The organism is Martinezella lusitana (assembly GCF_900094565.1).
Classification (GTDB): Bacteria; Pseudomonadota; Alphaproteobacteria; order Rhizobiales; family Rhizobiaceae; genus Rhizobium; species Rhizobium lusitanum.
In genome coordinates, this window is record NZ_FMAF01000004.1 from 67,216 (window position 1) to 93,219 (window position 26,004).

The following is a 26,004-nucleotide window of genomic DNA, read 5'->3' on the forward strand; positions in this document are numbered from 1 at the left end:
TCGGCGACCGTCACGCCCAAGCAGGCCGTGTGAGACCGAGATGATCGCGTAGCGTCGTACCTTCGTATTCGCGGCGGAAGAGGCCTCTGTCCTGCAGGATCGGCACAACCTCGCGCGTGAAATCCTCAAGGCCGGCCGGGAAGAATGGCGGCATGACGTTGAAACCGTCCGCAGCGCCGCTTTCGAACCATAGCTGCATGCGGTCAGCGATCTCTTCGGCCGTGCCGAGCACGATGTGATGGCCGCGGCCGGCCGCAACGCGCAGCGCCAGTTCGCGGATCGTCAGCTTTTCGCGGCGGGCAAGCTCGGTCAAAAGCTCGGCGCGGCTGCGCAGCTGATCCGAGATCGGCAGGTCGGGCAGCGGGCCATCAAGATCATACTCGGCCAGACTATGGCCAATCCGTTCTTCCAGCAGCGGCATGGCGCTCTTGATGTCAGTCCAGCGGTTTAGCACGTCGAGCTTTTCACGCGCTTCGGCAACGGTCCTGCCGATGACAGGCAGGAAGCCCGGCATGACGGCGACGTCATCGGGGCTGCGCCCAAAGCCGACCACCCTGCTCTTCAGGCTCTTGTAGAAGGCCTGCGCCTCGTCGAGGCTCTGCTGGGCGGTGAAGACGATATCGGCAGTGCGGGCGGCAAGATCCTGGCCTGGACCCGAGGATCCGGCCTGGATCAGGATCGGATGGCCCTGCGGCGAGCGCGGGATGTTGAGAGGACCCTTGACCGAATAATATTTGCCGGCGTGATCGAGCATGCGCACCTTGGCGGGGTCGGCATAGACGCCGCTTTCCTTGTCCTTCGGAAAGGCATCGTCTGCCCAGCTGTCCCAGAGGCCACGCACGACGTCGACGAACTCTTCGGCCACCGCATAGCGCTCGTCATGCTCCGGGTGGCTCTTGGAGAAATTGGCGGCCGTGCGCGCATAGGACGTCGTCACGATATTCCAGGCGGCGCGACCATGGCTCAGATGATCGATCGAGGCAAAGGCGCGAGCCAGATGGTAGGGTTCGCCGTAGGTGGTCGACGCGGTCGCCGCAAGGCCGATCTTGTCAGTGACCATGGCGAGCGAGGCAAGCAGGGTCAGCGGCTCGAAACGGGCGATCATCGACGGATGGGCATCGAGGCCGCTCGTCAGGCCGTCGGCCAGGAACAGCATGTCGAACTTGGCAGCCTCGGCAATCTGCGCGACCCGGCGCAGGAGATCGAAGTTCTCGCTGCCGGCTTCCGCCTCCGGGTGGCGCCAGCCGGACACGTGATGGCCAGCACCTTGCAGGAAAAGGCCGAGATGGATCTTGCGTGTCGTGCTCATGGATACATGCCTTGCGTTTCTTGGAAGAAGATCAGTTCAGACTGTGGGCCAAAAGCGCGATAAGGCGATGAAGATCGTCCTCGCTGCGCATCGTCCTCACAAGATCGGGAATAGCCGATACGGACGGATGGTTATCGGTCGCATCGCGGAATTTCTCGGTCGCATCGCTCAAGCCCGGCAAGCCCTTGAACTCGCGGACCAGACGGCTTCCGTCCTTGAGCTTGATCTCGGCAATCACGAAACGTGTCTTCGGATCGCTCGACATGCGCGGGGCCGCCTCATCGTGCCGGCGGCGAACACGCCGCGCGATCGCAATCAGGTCGTCGCGCACCGGCGTCTCACCGAAATGGCTGATCTTCAGCGCACCATCAACCAATGCCGTGGCAAAGACGTATTCGGCGCTGAAGCGGGCATCGATGCCAGTGGTAGGGGTTGTGACGACCAGCGCCGCATCACCGCCCGGCGGAAAGGTGAGGACGACTTCGTCGATCAATCCGGCATCCAGTTTTTCCCCATGAAGCTGAAGACCGATCATGCCGACGGGATGGCTTGCGGTGCAGCATGGGAACGCCTTGAGCGTCAGACCCGGAGCGACGATCTGCCATGGCGAACCCCATCCCTCCACCGCCATCCGCGGCCGCTCTTCGCCAAACGCGAAGGCCGAAAAGAAGCCGATCGGATTGTCGAGGAAATCCCTGGCGCCGCCAAAGCCGGCCTTGGCAAACCTGGCCGACAGCAGGCCCGAGCGAGCCGCCATGCCGGCGTGATAGGGCTTGGCATCATGGCCGAACTGCAGGCGCAGGCCGCTCGAATGGGTGGCGGCAAGTCCCAGTGCGGTGGCAGTCTCGGCGACCGAGTAGCCAAGTACGTGGGCAACGGCCGCCGCAGCGCCGATGGTGCCGAGCGTCGCGGTCGCGTGGAAACCGTTCTCGTAATGGCGCATCCCGAGCGAGAGGCCGAGGCGCGCCATGGCTTCCAGACCAACGATATAGCCGGCGATCAATCGGTCGGCCGACAGGCGCTCTTCCGATGCCAGCGCAAGCAGCACAGGCACGATGACCGTCGTCGGATGACCTCGGACGCTGGCATGCACATCATCATAATCGAGCACATGGCCGGCATGGGCATTGATCAACGCCGCCGTCAGCGCATCGGTGCGACGCCCCTGCCCGATAATGACGGCCTCGCCCGCACCCGCCGGCAGCTGCTCCAGCAGGATGCGCGTCGTGCGATCGGATGCGCCGCCGAAAGCGCAGGCCAGCCAATCGACGATCGCCTTGCGTGCCGCCGCAACGGCGGCTCCATCGCTCAGCGGTTCGGCTGATACGATGGCCTCGGCGAAAGCTGTGGTCAGCGGAAAGGTCTTTTCCATCATCGATCCCTTCAGATGCCTTCGCCGTCTTCCAGCGAGGCACGCCCGCCGGCAAGTCCGTTGACGAAACGGCGGATACGCGCATTCGTGGACTTCTGGAAGATATCCTCCGGAGACCCCTGATCAACGATCAGGCCGTTCTCGGTGAAAACAACGACATCACTGATCTCTTCGGCAAAGCGCATTTCATGCGTGACGAGGATGCTGGTCATGCCCTCCTTGACGAGATCGCGAATGACGGCAAGCACCTCACCGACGGTTTCAGGATCGAGCGCGGAGGTTACCTCGTCGAACAGGACGAGATCCGGCCGCATCGCAAGAGCCCGCGCGATCGCCACGCGCTGCTGCTGCCCGCCGGAAAGCTGCCCCGGAAACATCTGCGCCTTTTCGGATAGGCGCACGCGCGCCAGAAGATCCCTGGCGTGACGTTCGGCCTCTGCCCGATCGACGCCGAGGATGCGGATCGGCGCGATCGTGATGTTGTCGAGCACGGACAGATGCGGGAAGAGATTGTACTGCTGGAAGACGATCCCGATCTTCTGCCGCAGCTTGATGCGCTCGGCCTCGTTGCGCATCTGATCGACGCGCATGCCGTTGACCGTAATGTGTCCGGTCTGTGGCGCAACCAGCGCGTTGATGCAGCGCAGGATCGTCGATTTGCCGGATCCGGACGGACCGATGATCGAAACAGTCTGTCCCCGGGCGACCGTCAGGTCGATGCCTTTCAGGACCTCGGTGGATCCAAAGGCGAGATGCACGTTGGCCAGTTCGACGATCGGATTGGTCTGAGCTTGGCTCATGCCGGCTCCTTATGCTTTGAGGCGACGCTCGAGGCGGCGCGTCAGGCTGGAAATGGGATAGCAGAGGGCAAAGAAAGCCGTCATCACTACTAAATAGGCGAGTACGGTAAAATCCAACCGGCGCACGGCAGTACTGGCGTCTGTCGCGGCATGCAGCAACTCATGCACGCCGACCAGCGAGGCGAGCGCGCTCGCCATCGTGATCGAGGCAAAGAGGTTCATCCAGGGTGGCAGCGAGCGGCGGGCGCATTGCGGCAGGATGATCCAGCGCAGCGCCTGCAGCCGGGAAAAGCCGAGCCCCTTTGACGCTTCCCATTGCGTCGTCGGGATCGATTGGATGGCCCCGCGCGTGATCTCGGCGACATAGGCGCTGGCCGGAATGGCAAGTCCGATCACCGCCTTTAGCCAGTCGGGAAAGGGCAGATAGTGGCCGAATACGACGATTTCGAAAGGAAAGATATAGGTCGTGGCAAAGATCAGCACCAAGTGCGGCGCGTTGCGGAAGACCTGCACATAGAGAACGACCGGATAGCGGACGATCTTCAGCGGCGTCAGCTCGAGAATGCCGAGCGCCACGCCCAATAAGGTCCCACCCGCCATAGCGAGTAGGCTGATGAGGATATTCATCAGGAAGCCGCTGCCGAGGTAGGGCAGCCATTCGATCAGCACATGCAGCAGCGAGAGATCGGCAAGCAGCCAAACGACAGCCGCCACGACCAGAGCGCCAAACGCCCAGACCAACCAGTTTCTCGAAGGAGCAGAGGAGAGTTTTGCGACGCTCATGTGCCGACCCCGAAGCCCGGCACAGCGAGCCGCTTCTCGACCCAGCGCCCGATCCTGGCCACGGCAAGGTTGATGGCGCTGAAGAACAGCAGAATGACGATCATCAGCTCGACGACATTATCGCGCTGGGTCCAGACCATGATCGAGGCATAGGTGATCTCGCTTACCGCGATCGCATTGCCGACGGTGGTCAGCTTCACCAGATTGATCATGTTGTTGACGATCGCCGGCAGCGAGGCCCTGACGGCAAGCGGTATGGCCACGAAGCGCAGGATCTGTAACCGGGTGAAGCCGATCGCGCGGGCCGCCTCTACCGTCTGCTCCGGCACGGCCTCGATGCCGGCGCGAAGCGCATCGGCATGGAGCGCTGCCACATGCAGCCCAACGACCGCGACCACCCAGAAGAACGGCGTCAAAGGATTATGCTGCGCACCGCCGAGCCCATTGGAAACGAGCGTGTTCAGCACGAGAAAGCTGAACATCAGCTGCACCAGCGTCGGCGTATTGCGGGTGACTTCGATGAAAGCTCTGACCGGCGCGGACAAGGCCTTGCGGCCGGACGTCAGCATGGCGGCAAAAATCAGGCCAAAAAGCAGGCTGATCGGAATGAGCAGCACAATCAGATAAAGCGTGGTGATGAAACCACCACGCCAGATCTGCGATTCATAGCCGCTGGACAGGAACTCGTAGTGGAGCCCAATCTTGCCAGTCCAGCCGATGAAGGTCTGAAGAATCGAATTCCCCATGCAATCCGCTCCTCAAGCGACCGACAAGGTCACTTGGCCTCGAGCTTCTTGTGTTCTTCTTCCAGGAAGGTCGTGTTGAGCAGGCGGTTCGCCTTGGCATAGTCGAGAAGCTTGCCGTTGGCATGCAGCTCAAGGATTGCCTTGTCGAGCGCAGCGCTCGTATCGCCTTCGCCCTTGCGCAGCCAGATCACCGAATCCGACGGAACGAGCTCAGTGGGGAACAGGATCTTGTAGTCCTTCCAGTCTTCCGGACGATCCTGAAGAAGCAGGCCGACCGTCGCACCGACATGCACGGCCGCAACGCAATTGCCGCCCTGCAGCGCCAGAAGCGATTCCGGCTGGCTCGGCAGCGCCTTCACTTCGGCGCCGTATTGTTCGATCAGCGGCTGGGTGTAGTTCGAGCCCTGAGAAACACAGACCGGCTTGCCCTTCAGGTCGCTCCAGTCCTTCAAACCGCTGTCCTTGCGGCCGACGGCGGCGCCGCCGCTTCGGTCATAGGGCGTCGGCACGTAATCAAGGATCTTGGCGCGCTCTTCCGTGTACTGCATGTTGGCAATCAGGATGTCGACCTTGCCCTGCTGCAGAAACTGCACCCGGTTCGGCGGCGTCACCGTCACCGTTTCCAGCTTGACGCCGAGCTTGTCGGCGAGCGCCTTGGCGATGTCGAGGTTATACCCCTTCTGCTCCTGGCTTGCCGGATCGATATAGCCGAAAGGCGCACCTGACAGGATGACGCCGACCGTCAGCGCGCCGCGCCCCTTGATGCGATCGAGCGTCGCATCAGCGTGGGCGATCGTGGTAAAAAGCGCGCCGCAGGAAAGAGCAGCGGCAAAAATGGCAGCAGATGTTCGCTTGGCAAAATTCATGAATGTCAGGCTCCTTGTCTGCGCGGAACCTAGAGAGGGCGAGCGCACCACGCGAGGAATCAAATACTATTTATAGAGGGATCGGCGCAACAATTACCCATATAAACCATAGATTTTAACGTGCTTCATTTGCCATTACGCCCGCGCCGATAACGACGACCAACGCGATCATTGAAAATCAAAGACACTGAGGCCCGCCGCCATTTCGTCGAGGCCAAGCGGGCGCGTCACAGGTGGTTCGGCTCTCGCCAGACAGCCCTGACGCTCACACAATCGACAGGCCGGACCGATCGTCACCGGTGTCGAACCGAGCGCCTTGCCATAGATGACCTCATCGCGATGGGCAATGTCGCAGCCGATGAGAAGTGCCGTGCGGCGCACCCTTTCGCCAAAGTCCGCCTGAGGACCTTCAACGGTGCGCGATATCGTCAGAAAGCCTGCACCATCGGGCATTTCCGTCGCCTCGACCAGTATCTGCCCTGACTGGGCGAAGGCGGCGTGAATATTGAGCTTGGGACAGCCTCCGCCGAAACGAGCCTGCGGAAAGCCCTGCGCACCCGCCTTGCGCAGGCGATGGCCGGCGCTGTCGATTTCCATCAGGAAGAAGGCGACGCCCGAGGCGCCGGGGCGCTGCAAGGTCGTCAGACGCGTGGCGGCCTGCTCGTAGGAAACCCCGAAGCGGGTGCCGAGCCCATCGATGTCATAATGCAGGCGCTGCGCTGCCGAAAGATAGGCGCCATAAGGCATCAGCAGAGCATGCGAAGCATAGCGCGCCAGCTCGAAACGGGCGATCCGCTTGGCTTCAGGCGTCGAGAGAGCGAGCGAGTCCAGTTCAGCGGCAATCTCGTCACGCAATGCCAGCAGGGAGACCTCGGTTGCGATCTCCCGTAGCTGGTCGAAAGGCGACAAGCGCTCGGAAAGAAACAGGCGCATCGAATGGCGGTCGTAACGCCGGCGCAGGCCCGGCATGGCGCGCACCGGCAGCAGGCGCACCGCAATGCCGTGCTCGCTTTTCAGCCACGTTTTCAGGGCGCCCGCCATGTCGTCGCCGGGCGCAAGACGTGAGTGGAACGCTTCTGAGGCATCCTCGATGCGGGCAAAGAAATTTGGCCGCCCCTGCAACCGGTCGTGCACCTCGTCGAGCGGCAGACGCGGGCCGGCGACATCAGCAACCCGGCCTTCGCGGGCCAGGAGTTCGGCGAGATCGGACAGCCTGGCCGCCTGCTCGCGATAGGCGCGATAGAGCCGGATCATACCGTTTGCCGCGTTTGGCGCGGCCTCAGCAAGCTCGATCAGCTCCTGATCGGCGGGGATCTCGCCGACCAGCAGCGGATCGGCAAAGATCTCGCGCAATTGCCCGGCATTACCGCCCTGCTCGCCCTGTAATTCGTCAAGGTCGATCTTGTAGACACCAGACAGCTTCAAAAGCAGCTGCACGGTCAGCGGCCGCTGATTGCGCTCGATGAGATTGAGATAGGACGGCGAAATATCCAGCGCCTGCGCCATGGTCGTCTGCGTCAGGCCGAGACCCATGCGGATGCGCCGAACCCGCGGCCCGGCAAAGATCTTGCGCTCAGCCATTTGTCATTCCCTTTACAAATTTTCGCTTCGCCTAAATTTTACAAAATTTACAACTTTACTGACGGCCGCCGTCAACAATAGCACATCATAACCCTTTTATCTAATGCGTTCTTCTCGTTCTTCTGGTGTCTGGCGCTACTATCTTGTAAAAATAGTCACGCAATCCACATCGATCAAACGATCAGCAGAACAGCCTTGGGAGATTCGCATGACAGATTTTTACAAACTGGTTCCGAACGCGCCTGGCGGACGCTTCGATGGTGTTGAGCGGCCCTATACGGTCGAGGATGTGAAGCGGCTGCGCGGATCGATCACCATTCGCCATTCCCTAGCAGAGATGGGAGCGAACCGCTTGTGGCAGCTCATTCATGAAGAGGATTTCGTCAACGCGCTCGGCGCGCTCTCGGGCAATCAGGCCATGCAGATGGTCCGCGCCGGGCTGAAGGCGATCTATCTCTCGGGCTGGCAGGTCGCAGCCGATGCCAATACTGCCTCGGCCATGTATCCCGACCAGTCCCTCTACCCCGCCAATGCAGGCCCGGAACTGGCCAAGCGTATCAATCGGACCCTGCAACGGGCAGACCAGATCGAGACCGCCGAGGGCAAGGGTCTTTCTGTCGACACCTGGTTCGCACCGATCGTTGCCGATGCCGAGGCAGGCTTCGGTGGTCCCCTCAACGCCTTCGAGATCATGAAGGCCTATATCGAGGCGGGTGCTGCCGGCGTCCATTTCGAGGATCAGCTGGCGTCGGAGAAGAAATGCGGCCATCTCGGCGGCAAGGTTCTCATTCCAACGGCAGCCCATATACGCAATCTCGACGCCGCTCGCCTGGCTGCCGACGTCATGGGCGTGCCGACATTGGTCGTTGCGCGTACCGACGCTGAGGCCGCCAAGCTTCTGACTTCGGATATCGACGAGCGCGATCAGCCCTTCGTCGACTACGATGCCGGCCGCACGGTCGAAGGCTTCTATCAGGTCAGGAACGGCATCGACCCCTGCATCGCCCGCGCCGTCGCCTACGCACCGCATTGCGATCTCATCTGGTGCGAGACGTCGAAGCCGGATCTCGAGCAGGCGCGCAGGTTCGCCGAAGGGGTGCATCGCGCCCATCCGGGCAAGCTTCTCGCCTATAATTGCTCGCCGTCCTTCAACTGGAAGAAAAACCTGGACGACGCAACGATCGCCAAGTTCCAACGCGAACTCGGCGCGATGGGCTACAAATTCCAGTTCATCACGCTTGCCGGCTTCCACCAGCTGAACTTCGGCATGTTCGAACTCGCCCGCGGCTACAAGGCCCGCCAGATGGCCGCCTATTCCGAACTGCAGCAGGCCGAATTCGCCGCCGAGGCCAATGGCTACACCGCAACCAAGCATCAGCGAGAAGTGGGCACCGGTTATTTCGATGCGGTGTCGCTGGCAATCACCGGCGGCCAGTCATCGACCACGGCCATGCACGGATCGACCGAACACGCCCAGTTCAAGCCGGCAGCAGAGTAATATTGAGCTCAACAGGAGGAGAATGACATGCCATCCATAGCACGCGTTCGCGAGAGAGCCGAGGAGCAATCTCTCACCATGAATGCCGACCAGCAGGCCGTTATCCGCATGCTGGCCAACGAGCTGCATCGCCTCAACCAGGCGGTCATGAATGCGGTCGACGCCGGCGTCTCCGTTGAGCTGGTTCGCTCGGCCCGCCACCATGGCGGCGATGGCAACTGGGGTGACCTGCTGATCCCCGTCGTCGTCGCCAACGCGGCACGGCCGGCTTAGGCAGGAGCATCGGTCAACCATCTGCGGGCTGTGACCTCATCCGAGGGCCGGCCCGCCTACCATTGGCGCCCTATACGGTTGCGCCCGGATTGAAATCATCGAATGCCTGCGCCGTGAATTCAGCCGTTGCGCCGGAAGCGATAAGAGCGGCAAGCAAGATCCTGGCCTGACCGGGTCTCAACGTCGAGGAATGGATAGCTCCGGCTTCGACAAGATCATGTCCGCCACCGCCGCCGCCATAGCTCGACATCAGCAGGCCATCCGGCACCCGGCTCGACACGACAACGGGAACGCCGGCGCTCTCGCAACGCTTGACGGCTTCGACCAGGCGGGAATTGGCATTGCCCGAGCCGAGGGCCGCAAGCACGATGCCGTCGGCCCCTGCCCTCAGGCTCGCATCCACGTGCACGGAATCGCAACCCGGATAGATCGCTACCATGTCGACGCGAACTTTGCCGAGCGATGTCGCCAAGCGCGGACTTGCCGGATTGTCGATTGGTCGCGCCTGCCGGAAAGCATCCACGACATCGGAGGAATATTTATAGAGCCCCCAGGCCGGCAGCAGCCTGCCGCCAAAACAGACGAGTACGCCGCGCCCCATATTGGCCTGATCGGCGGCGGCCGCAATGGCGGCTGTGAGATTGGCAGGCCCGTCAGCTTTGGGATGGTCCGCCGTGAATTGCGCGCCGGTGAACAGGACGGGCTTGTTCAACTCATGCTGCAAATGGACGAGCAGCGCCGTTTCCTCCATCGCATCGGTGCCGTGCAGGACGACGATGCCGCTCACATCGGCGTCGTCAAGCAAATCGCCGACCCTGTCGCTGATCTCCTGCATGTCGGCGAGCGTGAGGCTCGCCGAATCCTTCGCCATCAGCTCGATGGGCCTCAGCATCACCGGCATGTCGGGCAGCAGCGACAGCAGGCTTTCTCCCGTCAGAGACGGCTTGCTGGCGCCGTTGTCGGCACGCTCGCTTGCGATGGTGCCGCCGGTGGCAATGACCGCCACCAGCGGATTGGTCTTTCCTGCGGTCACGCCTCACCCCGCTCGACCGCCAGCTGCTGGATACGGTCGCGCAGCAGATACCATCCGATCACCAGGGCCGGGGCGATCAGGACAAGCGAGGCGATCGTCCAGGTGCCAACCGGATAATCCAGCGCCATCAGCACCAGCACGGCAAACAGGAATACGAGGGTCAAAATGCCGGTATAGGGCGCACCGAACATGCGGAAATCCGGCCGCGCCATCTCGCCGCGCTGCGAAAGCTTCCACAGCTTGAGCTGACACAACACGATGACGCCCCATGCGCAGATGATGCCCAGAGCCGAAAGGTTCAGCGCGATCTCGAAAGCCGACGACGGAACGACGGCATTGAGCGCGACGCCGATGACGGTGACGGCGGCGGTGACCGCGATGCCGCCATAGGGCACGCCGGCCTTGTTCATCTTGGCAAGCGCTGCCGGCGCCGAACCGGAGACGGCCATCGAATGCAGGATGCGGCCGGTCGAATAGAGGCCGGCGTTCAGCGAGGAAAGCACGGCCGTCAGTACGACGAGATTCATGATGATATCGGCACCTTCGACACCGATGGCGCCGAAGAAGGTGACGAAGGGGCTCTCGCCTGCCTTATAGGCCGTATAGGGCAGAAGCAGCGATAGGAGCAGCACCGAACCGACGTAGAAGACGAGAAGGCGGGCGACCACCGTGCGGATCGCACGCGGCATGACCTTGCGCGGATCCTCCGTCTCGCCCGCAGTCGTGCCGATCAGTTCGATCGAGGCATAGGCGAAGACCACGCCCTGGATGATGACGAAGGCCGGCAGAATGCCGCTCGGGAAGAAGCCTCCGCTATCGCGGATGATGCTGAAGCCTGCCGAATGACCGGCAATCGGGGTTCCGGAGACGACGAAATAGATGCCGACGATCAGGAAGCTGACGAGCGCCAGGACCTTGACCAGGCTGAACCAGAATTCCAGCTCGCCGAAGACCTTGACCGACAAAAGGTTCATGAACAGCACGACCATCAGTGCAATCAGCGCAAATACCCATTGGTCGATGCCGGCCAGCCAGGGCACATAATGCTTGAAGAAATTCATATAGAGGGCAACGGCCGTAACATCGGCAACCGAGGTCATGGCCCAGTTCAGCCAATACATCCAGCCGACCGCAAATGCCATCTTCTCGCCGTAGAACTCGCGGGCATAGGAAACGAAGGAGCCGGAGCTCGGACGGTGCATGATCAATTCACCGAGCGCACGCAGCACCAGGAAAGCGAAGAAGCCGCAGATCGCATAGACGAAGATCAGGGCCGGACCGGCCGCGGCGAGCCGGCCGCCAGCACCGAGGAAAAGCCCTGTGCCGATCGCGCCGCCGATGGCGATCATCTGGATCTGCCGCGGCTTCAGCGCCTTGTGGTAGCCGAGATCTTCATCGACCGGTGGCCGGCGGTCCGCCGGCACATTCTGAATAGGTTCGACTGACATTGCTCCTCCCTTGAGCCATTTTTTCCGTAGACAGTTCCGGGTCTCGTACCCGACAGGATGCCTTTCAGTTGATCAGACCATCGATCGGCAGGTTATGATCGCCAGCCTTCCTGTAATGCTGTATGACAGATTTTTCCTCATAGACATTTTGTGGGGCGGAGGTCAAGTCGCGCACTGGCTTATTGACGTTGTTTGCCGCAGCAGATAACAGCTCCTTAAATCTGTCATACAGCTTGACAGATTTAGCTCGATCTACGCTATAGGAGGATAATGTGGACACGACGCGAAGCGAGTATGATTTGCTGGGTTCGAAGGATATTCCGGCCACTGTCTATTGGGGGGTGCATACCGCCAGAGCCTTGGAAAACTTCCAGGTGACGGGCACGCCGATCGGACGTTACACGCATCTCATCCGTGGCCTTGCCTTCGTCAAGGAGGCCGCCGCCCTTGCCAATCACGAGCTTGGCCTGCTCGACAAGGAAAGGCTCGACGCCATCGTGCGGGCCTGCCGCGAGATTCGTGCCGGCGAGCTTCATGAGCAATTCGTGGTGGATGTCATCCAGGGCGGCGCTGGCACATCGACCAACATGAATGCCAACGAGGTCATTGCCAACCGGGCGCTCGAACTGCTCGGCCACGCCAAAGGCGACTATGCCCGCCTTCATCCGAACGATCACGTCAATCTCAGCCAGTCGACCAACGACGCCTATCCGACGGCGGTCAATGTCGCGCTGATCGAAGCGATCGACGGGCTTGCGGCGGCGATGCAGATGCTGCAGGAGGCTTTCGAACGCAAGGCCAAGGAATTCGACAGCCTCCTGAAGGTCGGTCGCACCCAATTGCAGGATGCCGTGCCGATGACGCTCGGCCAGGAGTTCCGGACCTTTGCCGTGATGCTTGGCGAAGACAGATCCCGCCTCATCGAATCCGCTGCCCTTCTGCACGAAGTCAACCTCGGCGCGACCGCCATCGGCACCGGCCTCAATGCGCCGGCCGGCTATGCAGCACTTGCCTGCGCTCATCTCGCGCGATTGACCGGACGTCCACTTGTGACAGCTAGCGACCTGATCGAAGCCACGCAGGATCCCGGCGCATTCGTCCATCTGTCGGGTGTGCTGAAGCGCGTGGCCGTCAAATTGTCGAAGACCTGCAATGATTTGCGTCTGCTGTCTTCCGGCCCTCGAGCTGGCATCGGCGAGATCAACCTGCCGGCCATGCAGGCCGGATCGAGCATCATGCCGGGCAAGATCAATCCGGTGATCCCGGAGATGGTCAATCAGGTCGCCTTCTCGGTGATCGGCAACGACATCACCGTGACCATGGCTGCAGAGGCAGGTCAGCTGCAGCTCAATGCCTTCGAACCGATCATCGTGCGCTCGCTGTCGGAGAGCATCACGCATCTGACGGCGGCCTGCCATATCCTTGCCGAACGTTGCGTCGACGGCATCACCGCCAATCCCGCCATCATGGCACAGCGTCTGCAGGAATCGCTCGGCCTTGCGACAGCGCTCAACCCACTAATCGGCTATCAGGCGGCGACACAGGTTGCCCGTGAGGCGCTGGCAACCGGCCGTACCGTGCCGGAAATCGTGCTGCAGCATGGCCATTTGACCGCCGAGCAACTTTTCGAGGCGCTCCGGCCGGAAAGGCTCGCCAACCTGCCCATTGTGGTCAACGCTGCGGCTGATCCTCGCCGATGATGGTCGTCACCACGCGCTCGACCTGACCGAGATGGGCCTCCATCGCTGCGATGGCCGCCTGCTCCGAGCCCGCCACGATCGCCTCGACGATCTGGCGGTGCTCGACATTCGAGGCCACACGCCGCTGCGCCATCATGTTGACCAGTTCCGATTGGCGCATCAGCGCGTCGCGGGCATCCGCAACGATCTTTGCAAACACGGCATTACCGGAGGCCTCTGCGATCATGCTGTGAAATTCAGAGTCGAGCTGCACCCATTTATAGGGGTCTTCCTGCCTGTCCATCTCGTCGCATAGTCCCAGCAATCGCGCCAATTGCGCGTCCGTGCGCCGCAGCGCCGCCCAACCGGCCGCCGGCACCTCGATGAAAGGCCGCGCCTCGATCAGATCACGCGCCGAATAGCCGCCATAGTGCAACTCCGGACTGGGCGTGGACGTGACCACGAAGGTGCCGCTGCCGGTGCGGGTTTGCGTGAAGCCCAAGGTCTGCAGCGAGCGGAGCGCCTCGCGGACGATGGGGCGGCTCACCCCATAGTGTCCGGCAAGCTGCGACTCGGCGGGCAGCCGCGTCCCGACCGCCAACCGTCCCGATGTAATTGCCGAACGAATATCGTCGAACACCGCCTCAGCGGCGTTCTTCCGACTGATCGGCCTTGTATAAGATAACCAATCAGCCACCTCACTCATGACACCCAACCTTTATAAACATTCCATGCTTGTCAACAAACGAGGCTTGGAAAGACAGCCCCTGTCCCGGCGCGCCAGCCTCAACCCGAACTGTCGCCGGCATAGACGCGTTTCAGAAAGCCGACAAAGGTTTTCAGCTCCTCTTTGGAGAAGCGCCCGGTGAATTTCCGCTCGTGGGCCGCGATCAGATCGCGGCACGCTGCAAGGATCTCCTGACCCTCGCCCGTCAGGATCAGCTGCTGGCGACGGCGGTCGACGGGAGACGGGCGGCGCGCAACCAGGTTGCGATCCTCCAACCTATTGACGAGCGACATCATCGTCGCACGATCCATGCCGAGAGTTGCCGCTATATCGATCTGGCTCGCCCCCTCGTTCTGCGCGATCAGTTCCAGCACGGCGACCTGCTTCTGCGTCAGGCCAAGGTCTTCCATGGCTCGCGAGAAATCATGATAAAGCGCAACATTGGCCATGCGCAGGTGAAATCCGAGGATGTCCTCCAAGGAGCTGGTGTCAATCCGGCGCATGTCGTCAGCGCCATCCTGCCTTTGCGCCTTTTCCCCACGATTTCCGACCGCCATCACTCCTCCCTGCCCGGCACAGTCAATGCGCCTGGCAGTCTTAGAAGCACAATTCCATGCCGGCAGCAAATTTCCCTTGAGGAGAGCAGGTAAAATATTGTATGTGTTGCATACAAATTTCGCTATGGGAGTGGCGAGGTGGAGGAGCAAATGCAACAGGTCTCGCAGCACATAGGTGAGGCAATCGGCGCGGTGGGGTTGGAGACCGACGATCCGCTTGTCTTTCGGGCCAAAGTCAGCCCGAACCGGCCGGCGGTGATCGAGGTGGCGACAGGCCGGCATTTGAGCTATGGCGAGCTGAATGAACTGGCCTCACGCTGCGCCGGGTGGCTGGCAAAGGTCCTGCCGGGCGGCGAGGATCATCCGCGCATCGCTTATCTTGGCCGCAACTCGATTGCCGAAATCATCGCATGCCTCGGTTGCCAGCGCCTCGGCGCGGTCTTCGTGCCGCTCAATTGGCGTTTGAGCGCAACCGAACTTCAGCAGATCCTCGCCGATTGCCGCCCGCACATGCTGATCGTGGATCGGGAATTCAGCGAAATCGCCGGCGAAACCGGTCCCCTCCTGCCACCACAGCTGATCGTGGAGGGTGAGGCTGGGTTTCTTGCTCGTCTGCAGGGCGCGCGCCCTCGTGCCGGCGGGCGAATTGCGGCGGATACGCCTTGCATCATCCTCTACACGTCAGGCACGACCGGCACTCCGAAGGGCGTGATCATCACCAGGCGCAACGCCTTCTTCTCGGCAATCAATTTCGCGCTGGTCGGAGAAGTGACGTCGCAATCCGTCACCCTCTGCGACCTGCCGCTCTTCCACACGATCGGCATCATCGCGATCGCACGAACGACGCTTCTCATGGGCGGACGGCTGGTCATCTCGGACCGCTTCCAGCCTGGGCGAACCCTCTCTGTCCTCGGCGATACGGCCCTCGGCATAACGCATTATTTCGCCATTCCCCAGATGGCCTCGGCATTGCGCGCATCGCCCCATTGGAATCCCGCTGCCTTGAAGGCTCTGAAAGCGATCTTCATCGGCGGCGCTCCGCTTTCGCCGGCCCTGATTGAGTCTTTCCTCGAAGACGGCGTTGCCCTCGTCAACGGCTATGGCATGAGCGAGGCCGGCACCGTCCTGCACATGCCGCTCGACAAGGACCTGATATCGGCCCATCCCGGCAGCGTCGGCTTCGCCGCCCCGCTCACCGAGATCCGCCTCATGGCATCGGATGGAACCGATGCCGCCGATGGCGACGTCGGCGAGATCTGGCTGCGCGGGCCGGCTGTGACGCCGGGCTACTGGAACAAGCCGAAGGAAACGGCCAGCGCCTTCGTCGACGGATGGTATCGAACCGGCGATCTCGGCAGGCGCGACGAAACCGGTCTGCTTTACATACCCGACCGGCTGAAAGACATGTATATCAGCGGCGGCGAGAATGTCTTCCCGGCCGAGGTCGAAGCTGTCATCGCAACGCATCCGGCCGTGCGTGATGTCGCCGTCATCGGCATCCCCGATCCGCGATGGGGCGAGAGCGGCGTGGCCTTCGTCGTACCGGCCTCCCCCGAAGTGCTTGCCGAGGACATCCTCAGCCATTGCGCAGCCCGCCTTGCTACCTACAAGCGCCCGCTACGCGTCATCTTCCTTGAAGCCATTCCGCGCACCGCATCCGGCAAGGCGCAAAAGCATATCCTCAGACAATCACATACCGACACCGATCCGAAGCCGTTTTGACGGTCGGCAGGCATGACTGAAACACTAAAGATGAGCAGGAGAGACAGATGACGGAAATTGAGAAGACCACGGCCGATCCGGTGCTTGTCGAATTCGACAATGGCATCGCCTTCGTGACGTTGAATCGCCCCGATAAACGCAACGCGATGAATCCTGCGCTCAACACGCGCATGCTCGAAGTCCTGGACGATCTTGAAGGCGATGAGCGGTGCGGCGTTCTGGTCCTGCGCGGAGCAGGCTCATCCTGGTCGGCCGGCATGGATCTCAAGGAATACTTCCGCGACAATGACGGCAAGCCGCGCGATGCGACGCTGAAGAGCCGCCGGCAATCCGGCGGCTGGTGGAGCCGGCTGATGTATTTTGAAAAGCCGACGATCGCCATGGTCAACGGCTGGTGCTTCGGGGGCGCCTTCACGCCGCTGGTCGCCTGCGATCTCGCGATATCAGCCGACGAAGCAACCTTCGGCCTCTCCGAAATCAACTGGGGCATCCTGCCCGGCGGCAACGTTACCCGCGCCGTTGCCGAAGTAATGAACCACCGCGACTCCCTCTACTACATCATGACCGGAGAAACCTTTGGCGGACAGAAGGCCCGCGACATGGGCCTCGTCAACGAATCCGTGCCGCTGGAACAGCTCGAAATCCGCGTGCGCGCTATTTGCGCTATCCTCCTCGAGAAGAACCCGGTCGTGCTCAAGGCCGCCAAGGACACGTTCAAGCGCGTGCGCAATCTGCCCTGGGATCTGGCCGATGATTACATCTATGCCAAGCTCGAGCAGATGCTGTTTCTCGACAAAACGGGAGGACGCGACGAGGGCCTCAAGCAGTTCCTCGACGACAAGGCCTATCGGCCGGGTCTTGGTGCCTACAAGCGGTAGCCGTTGTCGGCGCGAATACATGGATTGATGCTATAATTCGCGGCGGCCAGCGGGAACTGGCCGCCGCAACGTCGTTTGATCAGAAGGGATAGTGCTGCGCGGAATCTTCGATGGTGATCCAGCGCAGATCGGTGAATTCGGCGATCGCAGCCTTACCGCCGAAGCGGCCGTAGCCGCTGCCCTTGACGCCGCCGAACGGCATCTGCGCTTCATCGTTTAAAGTCGGGCCGTTGATATGGCAAATACCGGACTGAATGCGTCCGGCAACGGCAAGCGCGCGCTGTACGTCGCGGCTGAAGACGGCCGACGACAGGCCGTATTCGGTGTCGTTGGCAATCCGTACCGCCTCATCCTCGCTTGCCACACGAATGATCGGCTTCACCGGCCCAAAGGATTCTTCCGCATAGACGCGCATATCCGGTGTGACGAAATCGAGCAACGTCGCCTCCACCACCGTTCCGCTGCGCTTGCCGCCGGCTATCAGTTTGGCTCCCTTGGCCTGTGCGTCGGCGATCAGCTCCTCCATCTTCTTGGCTGCATCGAGGCTGATCAGCGAACCCAGCACCACATGGCCGCGCGGATCGCCCGCCGGCAGCGCGCTGGCGCGCGCCGCAAGCTTGGCGACGAAGGCGTCGGCGATCGCCTGATGCACGATGATGCGCTCGGTCGACATGCAGATCTGGCCTTGGTGCATGAAGGCGCCGAAGATTGCCGCGTTGACGGCACCATCGATATCGGCATCCTCCAGCACCACCAGCGGCGCCTTGCCGCCGAGTTCCAGCAGAGCCGGTTTCAGATGCTTGCCGCTGAGTTCAGCGATGATCTTGCCCACCTTGGTCGAGCCGGTGAAATTGACACGGCGCACTGCGGGATGCGCGATCAGTGCCTCGACGATCCGGGGCGCATCCTCGGGCGCATTGGTGATGACGTTGATGACGCCAGCCGGCAGGCCTGCTTCCGTCAGGGCCGTCGCGATCAGCCGCTGCGTGCCGGGGCATTGTTCGGAAGCCTTCAGGATCACCGTGTTGCCACAGGCGATCGGCATGGCAATGGCCCGCGTCGCCAGGATGACAGGCGCATTCCAGGGCGCGATCGCCAGGCAAACGCCGGCCGCCTGGCGGATGCCCATGGCGAGCGTGCCGGGCTTGTCGGAAGGAATGATCTCGCCGCCGATCTGCGTCGTCATGGCGGCCGCTTCGCGCAGGATATTGGCGGCAAGCATGACGTTGAAGCCGGCCCAAGGCGCGGTCGCTCCCGTCTCCTCCATCATCAGCGTCGTGAACTCGCCGACCTTGGCATCCATGATATCGGCCGCTTTTGCCAGGATCGCGCGGCGCTGGCCGGGGCCGGTGCTCGCCCAGGCTGGGAAGGCGTTGGATGCGGCTTCGATCGCAGCCGCCACGTCCTCGAGGCCGACCGCCGGCGCCCGGCTTGCCAGCTTTTCGGTAAAGGGGTCCAGACGGTCATAGGTCCGGCCGCTGGCGGCCGGCCTGTCGACGCCGTTAATGAGAAGGGAAATGTTCATCTCTTGTCTCCTGATGCGAATAATATCTAGAAGCCGAGCACGTCGGCATTGATGGAGGCTTCAAGCCCGCCATCGGTGGGGAGATTGGCGCCATTGATCCAGCGCGCACCGTCCGAGCACAAGAACAGGATGGCAGGGGCGATGTCGGCTGAGGTACCCGCCCGGCCGACGCGCGTGATATCGCTGTCGACGCGGGCGTCGCCAAGCACGGCGCGGAACTGCTTGAGGATCCGCGTTTCGACGGGACCAGGGCTGACGGCGTTGACGCGAATGCCGCGATCCTTGAAGAGCGCTTGATGTGCGGCCCGCATGGTCCAGAGCAGCAGCAGCTCCTTGGACAGCGGATAGCCCTCTTCGTTCTTCAAACCATGCTCCGCGACGAGACCGGCGACATCAGGAAAGCCTTCGATTGCCGTCAGCTTCTTTGCTCGCTCCAGATTGGCGCGCCAGCCATAGCCCGCGATCGAGGCGACATTGACGATCGCCCCGCCCTCGCGCAGGCGGGGTGCGACCGCCTCGGAAAGCGTACGCAAACCGTAGAAATTGACTGCAAGCGTTGCCGCGACGCCGGTGCTTCCGGAAAGCCCTGCGACATTGGCCAGAGCATCGACGCGGTTGGGCAATTGGCGGACGATGTCCGCTACGCCTTCGGCGGTCGAGATATCGCCCTTGATGAAGGAACTGATGCCCGACGACGGCTCGCGGACATCGACGCCGATAATGTCAGCGCCCATCTGCCCCGCAAGTTCGGCGGTGCGCGCGCCGATACCCGAAGCGACCCCAGTGACGAGGATGGTCTTGCCGAAAAGCATGATTTCACCTTTCTCATGAAATGCGACGACGGACGTCGCCGCTACTGTTTGGCCTTGAAGAGATCTGAAAACGTCAGCCGGTAGCCGACGGGCAGCAGTTGCAGATCGAACCGTCGCTCGATCGCGCCCCAGAGGCCCTGTGGCAGATAGAGGGAGAAGAGCAGCGCTGCGGCCCCGAGGCCAACCAGATACCAGACCCCCGTTCCGCCGAAGACGGTCTCGATGACGAAAAAGAGCACAGCGCCGAGGATTGCCCCCTCGAATTTGCCGATGCCGCCGACGAGCACCATAAAGATCATATAAGCGGTCCACTGCACGCTGAAATAGGTCTTCGGCTGGAAGGTGGTGGCCGTTGCCAGCCAGAGGCCGCCGGCGACGGCGATGCCGAAGGCAGCCAGCACAAAGAGCAATCTCTTGGTGGCCGCAACCCGCACGCCGACGGAGGTTGCCGCATCCTCGTTGTCACGGATCGCCTGCATCGCAGCGCCGGCGCGGCTGCGCATGAGGGCAAAGAGGGCGCCGAGCAGGGCAATCATCGCGGCAAGCGCCAGCCAGTAGATCGTCACCCGCCGCGTGCCGCTGTCATAGGCGTTCAGTGCAATGAGCGAGGTGCCCGTTTCCCCCTGGATGAGCCGGTCGAGATTGACGAGCAGATGGGCGAGCTCGGCGATCACCCACATGCCTATCGCAAACTCCCCGCCCTTCAGCCGCAGCATGAACCATGAAAGCGGAACCGAAAGAATGCCGGTGACGATCGCGGCGACGAAGAGCGAAACGAAGGGATCGAGCCCTGCATCAGCCAGGCGGATGGTGAAATAAGCGCCGAGACCGAAGAAGACCTGCTGGCCGACGGAAACGAGGCCGCCGAAGCCCGCCAGGGCATTCCACATGGCGGCGAGGATCACGTAGATGAAGAGAGCCGTCATCCGGTCGATGACACCGGCTCCCATGAAGGCAGGCGAGGCCGCCAGCAGGATCGCCACGACTGTCATCACAGCCAATGTCAGGCGGGACGAAGCCGTCCAGCGTTCGACGGATATTCCGGGTGCGATCACGGTCATGTCGGGCTCCGAAGAAGAGCGCGGATCCTGCCGAGTCCGGGCATGCCGAACTGATGGAGCCGAACGAAGAGGACGAGCAGGAAGGCGATGTGGCCGCCGATCAGGAAGCCTTGCGGATGAATCTGGGCGCCGATCGATTGCGCCAGACCGAGAACGATGCCGCCGAGCAGGGTTCCCCATAGCGAGCCGGCGCCACCGATGACAGCCGCTTCGAAGGCAAACAGCAATTGCGGCCCGCCCGAATAGGGATTGAAGGTCGCCCGCATCGCCAGGAATGCGCCGGCGATGCCGACCGTGACCATGGTGATCGCGGTCGCAACCGCGTTGACCCTACGGGCATCGATACCGACAAGCCCTGCGGTATCCGGATCTTCCGCCGTGGCCCGGATCGAACGGCCGAGCGCGAAACGGCTGAGGAAGAACTGAAGGCCACCGAGGATGACGATGGCGGTCACCATCATCAGCACGGCAAGCTTGCCGACGAAGATATGGCCGGGCAATTGCCAGGAGGCATAGGAGAGATTGCCGATGAACGGCGCGAGTGAGCGCGTGTCGGCTCCGAACTGTTCGAACAGCAGATTGTCGATCACGATCGACAGACCGAAGGTCGTCAGGATCGGCAGCAGCGTGCCGCCGCGCGCGCTGCGCTCCAGCACGAACCTCTGCAACAGCCAGCCAAGCATGGCCATGACGGGCAGTACGATCAGCAGGCCGGCAAAGGGTGGGATCGCGAGTTTGGACGCCAGCAGCCAAAGACCGTAGGCGGCAACGACGGCAAGACTGCCATGCGCGAGATTGATGATGCGCATGACCGAGAACATAAAGGACAGTCCGCAGGCGATGACGGCGTAGTAGCCGCCGAGCAGGACGCCTTGAAGCAAGGTGTTGATCACGACGCGCTCCTTTCAGCGGTTGCCCGATGCAGTCCGAAATAGGCCCGGGTGACATCCTCGCGCGTCACGCCGGCTGCCGGCCTGTCGAGCACGATGCGGCCTTCGAGCATGCAGATGACACGGCTTGCGACGCTCATTGCCCGCGTCAGATCCTGTTCGACGAGAATAATCGTCGTGCCCGACGACAATAGGCTTTGCAGCTGCTGATAGACGCGGTCGACCACCAGCGGCGACAGGCCGAGCGATACTTCGTCAAGCAGCAGAATGTCGGGATTGCTCATCAGCGCCCGGCCGATCGCGGTCGCCTGCTGCTCGCCCCCGGAGAGATGTCCGGTCTTGGCATGGCGGCGCGGCTTCAGGTTCGGAAAGGCGTCGAAGACCCGCTCGACCGTCCACTCCCCCTTGCGGCCGGCGCTTTTGCCGAGCAGCAGATTTTCCTCCACCGTCATCTGCGAAAACAGCCGCCGTCCCTCCGGCACCAGGGCAATGCCCCTGACGATGCGCTTGTGTGAGGGAACGGCGGTGACATCCTCGCCGTCGAGAAGGATCTGGCCGCCGGCCGGAAGATGAGCACCGGCGATGGAGCGCAGCAATGTCGTCTTGCCGGCGCCATTGGCACCCACGAGCGCGAGCACGTCGCCCTTGGCAAGGTCGAAGCTCACGCCGCGCACCGCCTGCAACAGACCATGGCGAACATCCAGATCTCGAATGGAAAGCGTGCTCATACGGGCGCTCCTCCAAGATAGGCGCGCACGACTTCGGCATCGCTCATGACAGTCTTCGGATTGCCGTCGGCAATAATCTTGCCGGCATCCATGCAGATCAACCGTTCGACGACCTGCAGCAAGATATGGACGATATGCTCGATCCAGACGATGCCGATGCCGCGGCGGCGCAATTCGAGAATGGTCTCCACCAGCTCACTCGCCTCGCCATCGGTCAGCCCGCCGCCGATCTCGTCGAGCAGCAGCAGCCGTGGGCCGGTCGCAAGCGCCCTGGCAAGCTCCAGGCGCTTGCGATCGAGCAGGCCAAGCGTATCGGCGCGGCGATTGGCAACGCCGAGCATGCCGCAAAGCCGCAGGGAATCGACGACGCGTCCATAGGCCTCGTCGCGACCGGATGTCTTGCCGTGCGAAGCAGCGACAAAGACGTTCTCGAACGTCGTCATGCCGCTGAAGGGCTTCGGGATCTGGTGTGTCCTGACGAGACCGGAGCGGCAGCGGTCGGCCGCCGTCAGCGCCGTGACGTTCTGTCCGCCGAAGGTGATGGTTCCGGCATTCGGTGGAAATGCACCGGCCAGCACGCTGAGAAGCGTCGTCTTGCCAGCCCCGTTCGGGCCGACGATGCCAACGGCATCGCCATCGCCCATTGAAAAATCGAGATTTTCCAGAACCACAAGCGCCCCGAAGCGCTTGTGGATCCCCTTGGCCGCCAGAAAGTCCTGTCCCGGCCGCTGTTGCTCTTTGACCTGCACGATGCCGTTACCCGTTGTAAGCGATGAGTTTGGCGCCGACGGGCACGTTCGGATCGGTAGCGTGCTCGGTCACGACATAGTCGAGTGCGAATTTCGAGCCGGCCGGCGCCTTGACCCATTGCGTGCCGATGATCGGCCCCGGAGAGACGTTGGCGACTGGGCCGCTGGTGAAATCCACCTTGCCGGCGATCGTCGTGGTCTTCAGCGTGCTCATCGCCTTGGCAACCGCTGCCTTGCTCTTGACGTCGGACGCTGCCTTCAGCACATCGAAGCCGGCGTCGAGCAGCGACAGGCTGGCGCCGAGCTGCTGCGTCCACTGCTTGCCGCTTGCCGCCTCATAGCCATCGGCCAGCTCATTGCCGGAAACACCCGTCAGCGACGACTTGTAAGGAAAGGCCTTGTGCCAATAGGCGGCGCTGCTGACGTTCATGCCGAGGTCGCCCAGCGCCTCAATGTCAGATGGAAAGAGGCCTGTTTTGGCAACCTGGCAGATCTTGATCTGCTGGGTAAGACCCTGCTGCGCCGCCTGCCGCCAGAAGGCTGCGAAATCCGGCGGGATCGGGAAGCTGTTGAAGATCTCCACGCCCTCCTGCCGGAAGAGCGCGATCTGCGAGGAGAAGTCGGTCGTTCCGGTTTCATAGGCACCGGGGTCGACGATGGTGAAGCCCGCCTTGGCAAGCGCCGGTGCCAGATTGGCGCGGATCGCGTTGCCGTCGGCATCGTTCGGATACATGACGCCGACCTTCTTGTTGGTCTCGATGAGGTTCCACTGCGAAATATAGGTCTTGAGGAATTCACCGACGCCGAAGCCGAAGTGATAGGTCCACTTGAACGGCGACGGCGCGCCGGGCTTGGCGCCACGGCCGAAATACCAGGCCTCCCACGGCATGACCGTCGACAGGCAGGGCACGCCCGCCGCCTCGCAGGCATCGGCGACTGGATTGATCGTCTCCGGCGTCGAGACCGCCAGCATCAGATCGACAGCCTGATTGTTGATCAGGTCCTTCGCCAATTGCCCGGCGCGCGACGGATCGGATTGCGTGTCGCGATCGAGGATTTCCACCTTCCACGTCTTGCCGCCGGCCTGCAATCCGCCTGCCAGCGCCTTGCGCGCCAACTCCAGAACGTAGCCGTCCGTCTCACCGAAGCCACCAAGCGGTCCCGTGCGGGGGCTGATGAAGCCGACCTTCAGCGTATCGTCGGCGGCAAATGCCGACCGTCCGCCGAAGGCCAGCGCGGCGGTGCCCGCTGCCGTGGCGGTCATGAATCTGCGACGCGTCAGTGCGGCGCCGGATATAGGTCTGTTGAAATTACCAGTCATGAAATAGTCCTCCCTTTTTTGTCGGAGCCCTCTTACTCCGCATGCCTTTGTCTTTGCCGACCTGCCGTCTTGCGACCGTTCAGATCGGATACTCCCGTTTGCCGGATGCAAGCGTGATCCAGCGCAACTCGGTGAATTCATCGATGGCCGCCTTGCCGCCGAAGCGGCCGTAGCCGCTCGATTTGACACCGCCGAACGGCATTTGCGGCTCATCCGCGACAGTTGCCTCGTTGATGTGGCAAATGCCGGTCTCGATGCGCCTTGCGACTGAAAGTGCCTGATTGATGTCGCGGCTGAACACCGCCGATGACAGGCCATATTCATTGTCGTTGGCGACCGTCACAGCCTCATCGACGCTGTCGACCCGGATGATGGCGGCGAGCGGTCCGAAACTCTCCTCGCGGTAAATCCGCATCGCCGGCGTCACGTGATCGATGATCGTGGCATCGATCTGCGTGCCCCGCGCCTGGCCGCCACAAACCACGACTGCACCCTTCTGCATCGCATCCTCCACCAGCGCACGAACACGTCTGGCGGCCTCCGCGCTGATCATCGTGCCGAGCGGTGTATTGCCGTCGAGTGGATTGCCGGCAACGAGCGTCTCGGCCTTCACCCTGAACTTCTCGACGAATTCGTCGGCAATCTCCTCCATGAGGATGATGCGCTCGGTCGACATGCAGATCTGGCCCTGGTTCATGAAGGCGCCGAAGGCGGCGGCGCGCACCGCCTCGTCGATATCGGCGTCGGCGAGCACGATGAACGGCGCCTTGCCGCCAAGCTCCAGCAGGCAACGCTTAAGGTGGCGTGCTGAAGCCTCGGCAACGAGGCGCCCGACACGCGTCGAGCCGGTGAAATTGATCCGGCGCACGGCCGGATGTGCAATCAAGGCTTCAACAATCGCGGCCGCATCCTTCGGCGCGTTGGTGATGACGTTGACGACACCGGGCGGGAAGCCTGCCTCACGCAGGACCTCGCCGATCAGGCAATGAGTCCTGGGGCAGAGTTCGGATGCCTTCAGAATGACGGTATTGCCGCAGGCTAGCGGCATGGCGATGGCGCGCACGCCAAGGATGATCGGCGCATTCCACGGGGCGATCCCGAGGCAGACCCCGGCCGGCTGACGCACCGCCATGGCAAGGCTGCCCGGCTCGCTGGAAGGAATGATCTCGCCGGCGACCTGTGTCGTCATGGCAGCTGCCTCGCGCAGCATGTCGGCGCCGAGACCGCAATTAATCCTCGCCCAAAGCGCGGTCGCGCCGGTCTCGCCGACCATTGCTTCGACAAAGTCGGCTGCGCGAGCGGTCAGAATGTCCGCAGCTTTGTTCAGAAGCGTGCGCCGTTCGCCCGGCCCGGTCTGCGACCACACGGGAAAGGCGGCCGCTGCGGCGCAGGCGGCGCGGGCAGCGTCTGCCGCCGAAGCGGCCGGCGCGATGGTCGCGACATCGCCGGTCGCCGGATCGACGCGCTCGAAGGTGGATGCATCAGACGCATCCAGCGTTTCGTCATCGATCAGCAGTTTTGCCACGAACATGCGATCATCCGCTCTTTGGCAGGCCATGCCTGCAGTCATCCAAAATGGGAGAAAGCGCGCATGGTCGAGCGCCGCCGGGATGCAGCCGCAACAACCATATCTTTTGCGTGGAGAC

Annotated in this window: 24 protein-coding genes; 5 read left to right on the forward strand and 19 right to left on the reverse strand. The window is 62.2% G+C overall.

Annotation, left to right across the window (positions count from 1 at the left end):
• Positions 1-10: 10 nt before the first annotated feature.
• The 7 genes from GA0061101_RS09685 to GA0061101_RS09715 form a co-directional block, all read right to left on the reverse strand.
• Entirely contained in the window at positions 11-1,309 is a 1,299-nt protein-coding gene (locus GA0061101_RS09685) for an LLM class flavin-dependent oxidoreductase (protein WP_092573570.1), read from the reverse strand.
• Positions 1,310-1,340: 31 nt separating this feature from the next.
• Positions 1,341-2,681, reverse strand: a complete 1,341-nt coding sequence (locus GA0061101_RS09690) for an MmgE/PrpD family protein (protein WP_037193136.1) — start codon at positions 2,679-2,681, stop codon at positions 1,341-1,343.
• Positions 2,682-2,692: 11 nt separating this feature from the next.
• Positions 2,693-3,481, reverse strand: coding sequence for an amino acid ABC transporter ATP-binding protein (locus GA0061101_RS09695; RefSeq protein WP_037192185.1), 789 nt, complete (start codon positions 3,479-3,481; stop codon positions 2,693-2,695).
• A 9-nt stretch (positions 3,482-3,490) separates the two neighbouring features.
• Entirely contained in the window at positions 3,491-4,264 is a 774-nt protein-coding gene (locus tag GA0061101_RS09700; protein WP_037192187.1) for an amino acid ABC transporter permease, read from the reverse strand.
• Positions 4,261-5,010: an amino acid ABC transporter permease gene (locus tag GA0061101_RS09705; protein WP_047554825.1), complete on the reverse strand. Its 750-nt coding sequence runs from the start codon at positions 5,008-5,010 to the stop codon at positions 4,261-4,263. Before GA0061101_RS09705 ends, GA0061101_RS09700 begins: the two co-directional genes overlap by 4 nt.
• A gap of 29 nt (positions 5,011-5,039) precedes the next feature.
• A complete protein-coding gene (locus GA0061101_RS09710; RefSeq protein WP_037192190.1) occupies positions 5,040-5,876 on the reverse strand; it encodes a transporter substrate-binding domain-containing protein in 837 nt (278 codons plus the stop codon).
• Positions 5,877-6,044: 168 nt separating this feature from the next.
• The gene (locus GA0061101_RS09715) at positions 6,045-7,457 is read right to left on the reverse strand and encodes a helix-turn-helix domain-containing protein (RefSeq protein ID WP_037192192.1); all 1,413 of its coding nucleotides are present in this window, start codon (positions 7,455-7,457) and stop codon (positions 6,045-6,047) included.
• A 208-nt stretch (positions 7,458-7,665) separates the two neighbouring features.
• On the opposite strand from GA0061101_RS09715, the gene aceA reads away from it, so the two are divergent.
• Both aceA and GA0061101_RS09725 read left to right on the forward strand, forming a co-directional pair.
• On the forward strand, positions 7,666-8,955 hold the full coding sequence (gene aceA / locus GA0061101_RS09720) for an isocitrate lyase (RefSeq protein ID WP_037192194.1): 1,290 nt from the start codon (positions 7,666-7,668) through the stop codon (positions 8,953-8,955).
• A 27-nt stretch (positions 8,956-8,982) separates the two neighbouring features.
• Entirely contained in the window at positions 8,983-9,228 is a 246-nt protein-coding gene (locus GA0061101_RS09725) for an SMc00767 family acetate metabolism repressor (protein ID WP_037192196.1), read from the forward strand.
• Positions 9,229-9,298: 70 nt separating this feature from the next.
• Here GA0061101_RS09725 and GA0061101_RS09730 read toward each other — a convergent pair whose 3' ends face one another.
• Complete coding sequence (locus GA0061101_RS09730) at positions 9,299-10,261, reverse strand: asparaginase (RefSeq protein ID WP_037192199.1); 963 nt, start codon at positions 10,259-10,261, stop codon at positions 9,299-9,301.
• Positions 10,258-11,709, reverse strand: a complete 1,452-nt coding sequence (locus GA0061101_RS09735) for an amino acid permease (RefSeq protein ID WP_037192201.1) — start codon at positions 11,707-11,709, stop codon at positions 10,258-10,260. The genes GA0061101_RS09730 and GA0061101_RS09735 overlap by 4 nt, the downstream gene beginning before the upstream one ends.
• Positions 11,710-11,981: 272 nt before the next feature.
• On the opposite strand from GA0061101_RS09735, the gene GA0061101_RS09740 reads away from it, so the two are divergent.
• On the forward strand, positions 11,982-13,409 hold the full coding sequence (locus GA0061101_RS09740; RefSeq protein ID WP_037192203.1) for an aspartate ammonia-lyase: 1,428 nt from the start codon (positions 11,982-11,984) through the stop codon (positions 13,407-13,409).
• Here the strand turns inward: GA0061101_RS09740 and GA0061101_RS09745 are convergent.
• Together GA0061101_RS09745 and GA0061101_RS09750 are read right to left on the reverse strand one after the other, a co-directional pair.
• Positions 13,381-14,094: a FadR/GntR family transcriptional regulator gene (locus GA0061101_RS09745; RefSeq protein ID WP_037192206.1), complete on the reverse strand. Its 714-nt coding sequence runs from the start codon at positions 14,092-14,094 to the stop codon at positions 13,381-13,383. The genes GA0061101_RS09740 and GA0061101_RS09745 overlap by 29 nt on opposite strands.
• Before the next feature lie 80 nt (positions 14,095-14,174).
• Complete coding sequence (locus GA0061101_RS09750; protein WP_092573624.1) at positions 14,175-14,618, reverse strand: MarR family winged helix-turn-helix transcriptional regulator; 444 nt, start codon at positions 14,616-14,618, stop codon at positions 14,175-14,177.
• A gap of 204 nt (positions 14,619-14,822) precedes the next feature.
• Between GA0061101_RS09750 and GA0061101_RS09755 the strand changes: the two genes are divergently transcribed.
• Both GA0061101_RS09755 and GA0061101_RS09760 read left to right on the forward strand, forming a co-directional pair.
• On the forward strand, positions 14,823-16,394 hold the full coding sequence (locus tag GA0061101_RS09755; RefSeq protein ID WP_051963301.1) for an AMP-binding protein: 1,572 nt from the start codon (positions 14,823-14,825) through the stop codon (positions 16,392-16,394).
• A 47-nt stretch (positions 16,395-16,441) separates the two neighbouring features.
• Positions 16,442-17,272 (forward strand): p-hydroxycinnamoyl CoA hydratase/lyase, encoded by an 831-nt coding sequence (locus tag GA0061101_RS09760; RefSeq protein ID WP_037192212.1) that lies wholly within the window; start codon positions 16,442-16,444, stop codon positions 17,270-17,272.
• A gap of 79 nt (positions 17,273-17,351) precedes the next feature.
• Here GA0061101_RS09760 and GA0061101_RS09765 read toward each other — a convergent pair whose 3' ends face one another.
• The 8 genes from GA0061101_RS09765 to GA0061101_RS09800 all read right to left on the reverse strand — a co-directional run bounded on the left by GA0061101_RS09765 (position 17,352) and on the right by GA0061101_RS09800 (position 25,889).
• On the reverse strand, positions 17,352-18,797 hold the full coding sequence (locus GA0061101_RS09765; protein ID WP_037192214.1) for an aldehyde dehydrogenase: 1,446 nt from the start codon (positions 18,795-18,797) through the stop codon (positions 17,352-17,354).
• A 26-nt stretch (positions 18,798-18,823) separates the two neighbouring features.
• Positions 18,824-19,609 (reverse strand): coniferyl-alcohol dehydrogenase, encoded by a 786-nt coding sequence (locus tag GA0061101_RS09770; RefSeq protein ID WP_037192217.1) that lies wholly within the window; start codon positions 19,607-19,609, stop codon positions 18,824-18,826.
• Between the two features lie 41 nt (positions 19,610-19,650).
• Positions 19,651-20,670, reverse strand: a complete 1,020-nt coding sequence (locus GA0061101_RS09775) for a branched-chain amino acid ABC transporter permease (RefSeq protein WP_037192220.1) — start codon at positions 20,668-20,670, stop codon at positions 19,651-19,653.
• The gene (locus GA0061101_RS09780) at positions 20,667-21,563 is read right to left on the reverse strand and encodes a branched-chain amino acid ABC transporter permease (protein WP_037192222.1); all 897 of its coding nucleotides are present in this window, start codon (positions 21,561-21,563) and stop codon (positions 20,667-20,669) included. Before GA0061101_RS09780 ends, GA0061101_RS09775 begins: the two co-directional genes overlap by 4 nt.
• Complete coding sequence (locus GA0061101_RS09785) at positions 21,560-22,288, reverse strand: ABC transporter ATP-binding protein (protein WP_037192224.1); 729 nt, start codon at positions 22,286-22,288, stop codon at positions 21,560-21,562. Before GA0061101_RS09785 ends, GA0061101_RS09780 begins: the two co-directional genes overlap by 4 nt.
• Complete coding sequence (locus GA0061101_RS09790) at positions 22,285-23,037, reverse strand: ABC transporter ATP-binding protein (RefSeq protein WP_047638507.1); 753 nt, start codon at positions 23,035-23,037, stop codon at positions 22,285-22,287. Before GA0061101_RS09790 ends, GA0061101_RS09785 begins: the two co-directional genes overlap by 4 nt.
• Before the next feature lie 7 nt (positions 23,038-23,044).
• On the reverse strand, positions 23,045-24,358 hold the full coding sequence (locus GA0061101_RS09795; protein ID WP_037192228.1) for an ABC transporter substrate-binding protein: 1,314 nt from the start codon (positions 24,356-24,358) through the stop codon (positions 23,045-23,047).
• A gap of 79 nt (positions 24,359-24,437) precedes the next feature.
• Positions 24,438-25,889 (reverse strand): aldehyde dehydrogenase, encoded by a 1,452-nt coding sequence (locus GA0061101_RS09800; RefSeq protein ID WP_037192230.1) that lies wholly within the window; start codon positions 25,887-25,889, stop codon positions 24,438-24,440.
• Positions 25,890-26,004 lie beyond the last annotated feature (115 nt).

Coding starts and splice junctions, on each gene's coding strand:
- GA0061101_RS09685 (WP_092573570.1), bottom strand. CDS start 1,309: ATGAGCACGACACGCAAGATCCATCTCGGCCTTTTCCTGCAAGGTGCT.
- GA0061101_RS09690 (WP_037193136.1), bottom strand. CDS start 2,681: ATGGAAAAGACCTTTCCGCTGACCACAGCTTTCGCCGAGGCCATCGTA.
- GA0061101_RS09695 (WP_037192185.1), bottom strand. CDS start 3,481: ATGAGCCAAGCTCAGACCAATCCGATCGTCGAACTGGCCAACGTGCAT.
- GA0061101_RS09700 (WP_037192187.1), bottom strand. CDS start 4,264: ATGAGCGTCGCAAAACTCTCCTCTGCTCCTTCGAGAAACTGGTTGGTC.
- GA0061101_RS09705 (WP_047554825.1), bottom strand. CDS start 5,010: ATGGGGAATTCGATTCTTCAGACCTTCATCGGCTGGACTGGCAAGATT.
- GA0061101_RS09710 (WP_037192190.1), bottom strand. CDS start 5,876: ATGAATTTTGCCAAGCGAACATCTGCTGCCATTTTTGCCGCTGCTCTT.
- GA0061101_RS09715 (WP_037192192.1), bottom strand. CDS start 7,457: ATGGCTGAGCGCAAGATCTTTGCCGGGCCGCGGGTTCGGCGCATCCGC.
- aceA (WP_037192194.1), top strand. CDS start 7,666: ATGACAGATTTTTACAAACTGGTTCCGAACGCGCCTGGCGGACGCTTC.
- GA0061101_RS09725 (WP_037192196.1), top strand. CDS start 8,983: ATGCCATCCATAGCACGCGTTCGCGAGAGAGCCGAGGAGCAATCTCTC.
- GA0061101_RS09735 (WP_037192201.1), bottom strand. CDS start 11,709: ATGTCAGTCGAACCTATTCAGAATGTGCCGGCGGACCGCCGGCCACCG.
- GA0061101_RS09745 (WP_037192206.1), bottom strand. CDS start 14,094: ATGAGTGAGGTGGCTGATTGGTTATCTTATACAAGGCCGATCAGTCGG.
- GA0061101_RS09750 (WP_092573624.1), bottom strand. CDS start 14,618: ATGCGCCGGATTGACACCAGCTCCTTGGAGGACATCCTCGGATTTCAC.
- GA0061101_RS09755 (WP_051963301.1), top strand. CDS start 14,823: ATGCAACAGGTCTCGCAGCACATAGGTGAGGCAATCGGCGCGGTGGGG.
- GA0061101_RS09760 (WP_037192212.1), top strand. CDS start 16,442: ATGACGGAAATTGAGAAGACCACGGCCGATCCGGTGCTTGTCGAATTC.
- GA0061101_RS09765 (WP_037192214.1), bottom strand. CDS start 18,797: ATGAACATTTCCCTTCTCATTAACGGCGTCGACAGGCCGGCCGCCAGC.
- GA0061101_RS09770 (WP_037192217.1), bottom strand. CDS start 19,609: ATGCTTTTCGGCAAGACCATCCTCGTCACTGGGGTCGCTTCGGGTATC.
- GA0061101_RS09775 (WP_037192220.1), bottom strand. CDS start 20,670: ATGACCGTGATCGCACCCGGAATATCCGTCGAACGCTGGACGGCTTCG.
- GA0061101_RS09785 (WP_037192224.1), bottom strand. CDS start 22,288: ATGAGCACGCTTTCCATTCGAGATCTGGATGTTCGCCATGGTCTGTTG.
- GA0061101_RS09795 (WP_037192228.1), bottom strand. CDS start 24,358: ATGACTGGTAATTTCAACAGACCTATATCCGGCGCCGCACTGACGCGT.
- GA0061101_RS09800 (WP_037192230.1), bottom strand. CDS start 25,889: ATGTTCGTGGCAAAACTGCTGATCGATGACGAAACGCTGGATGCGTCT.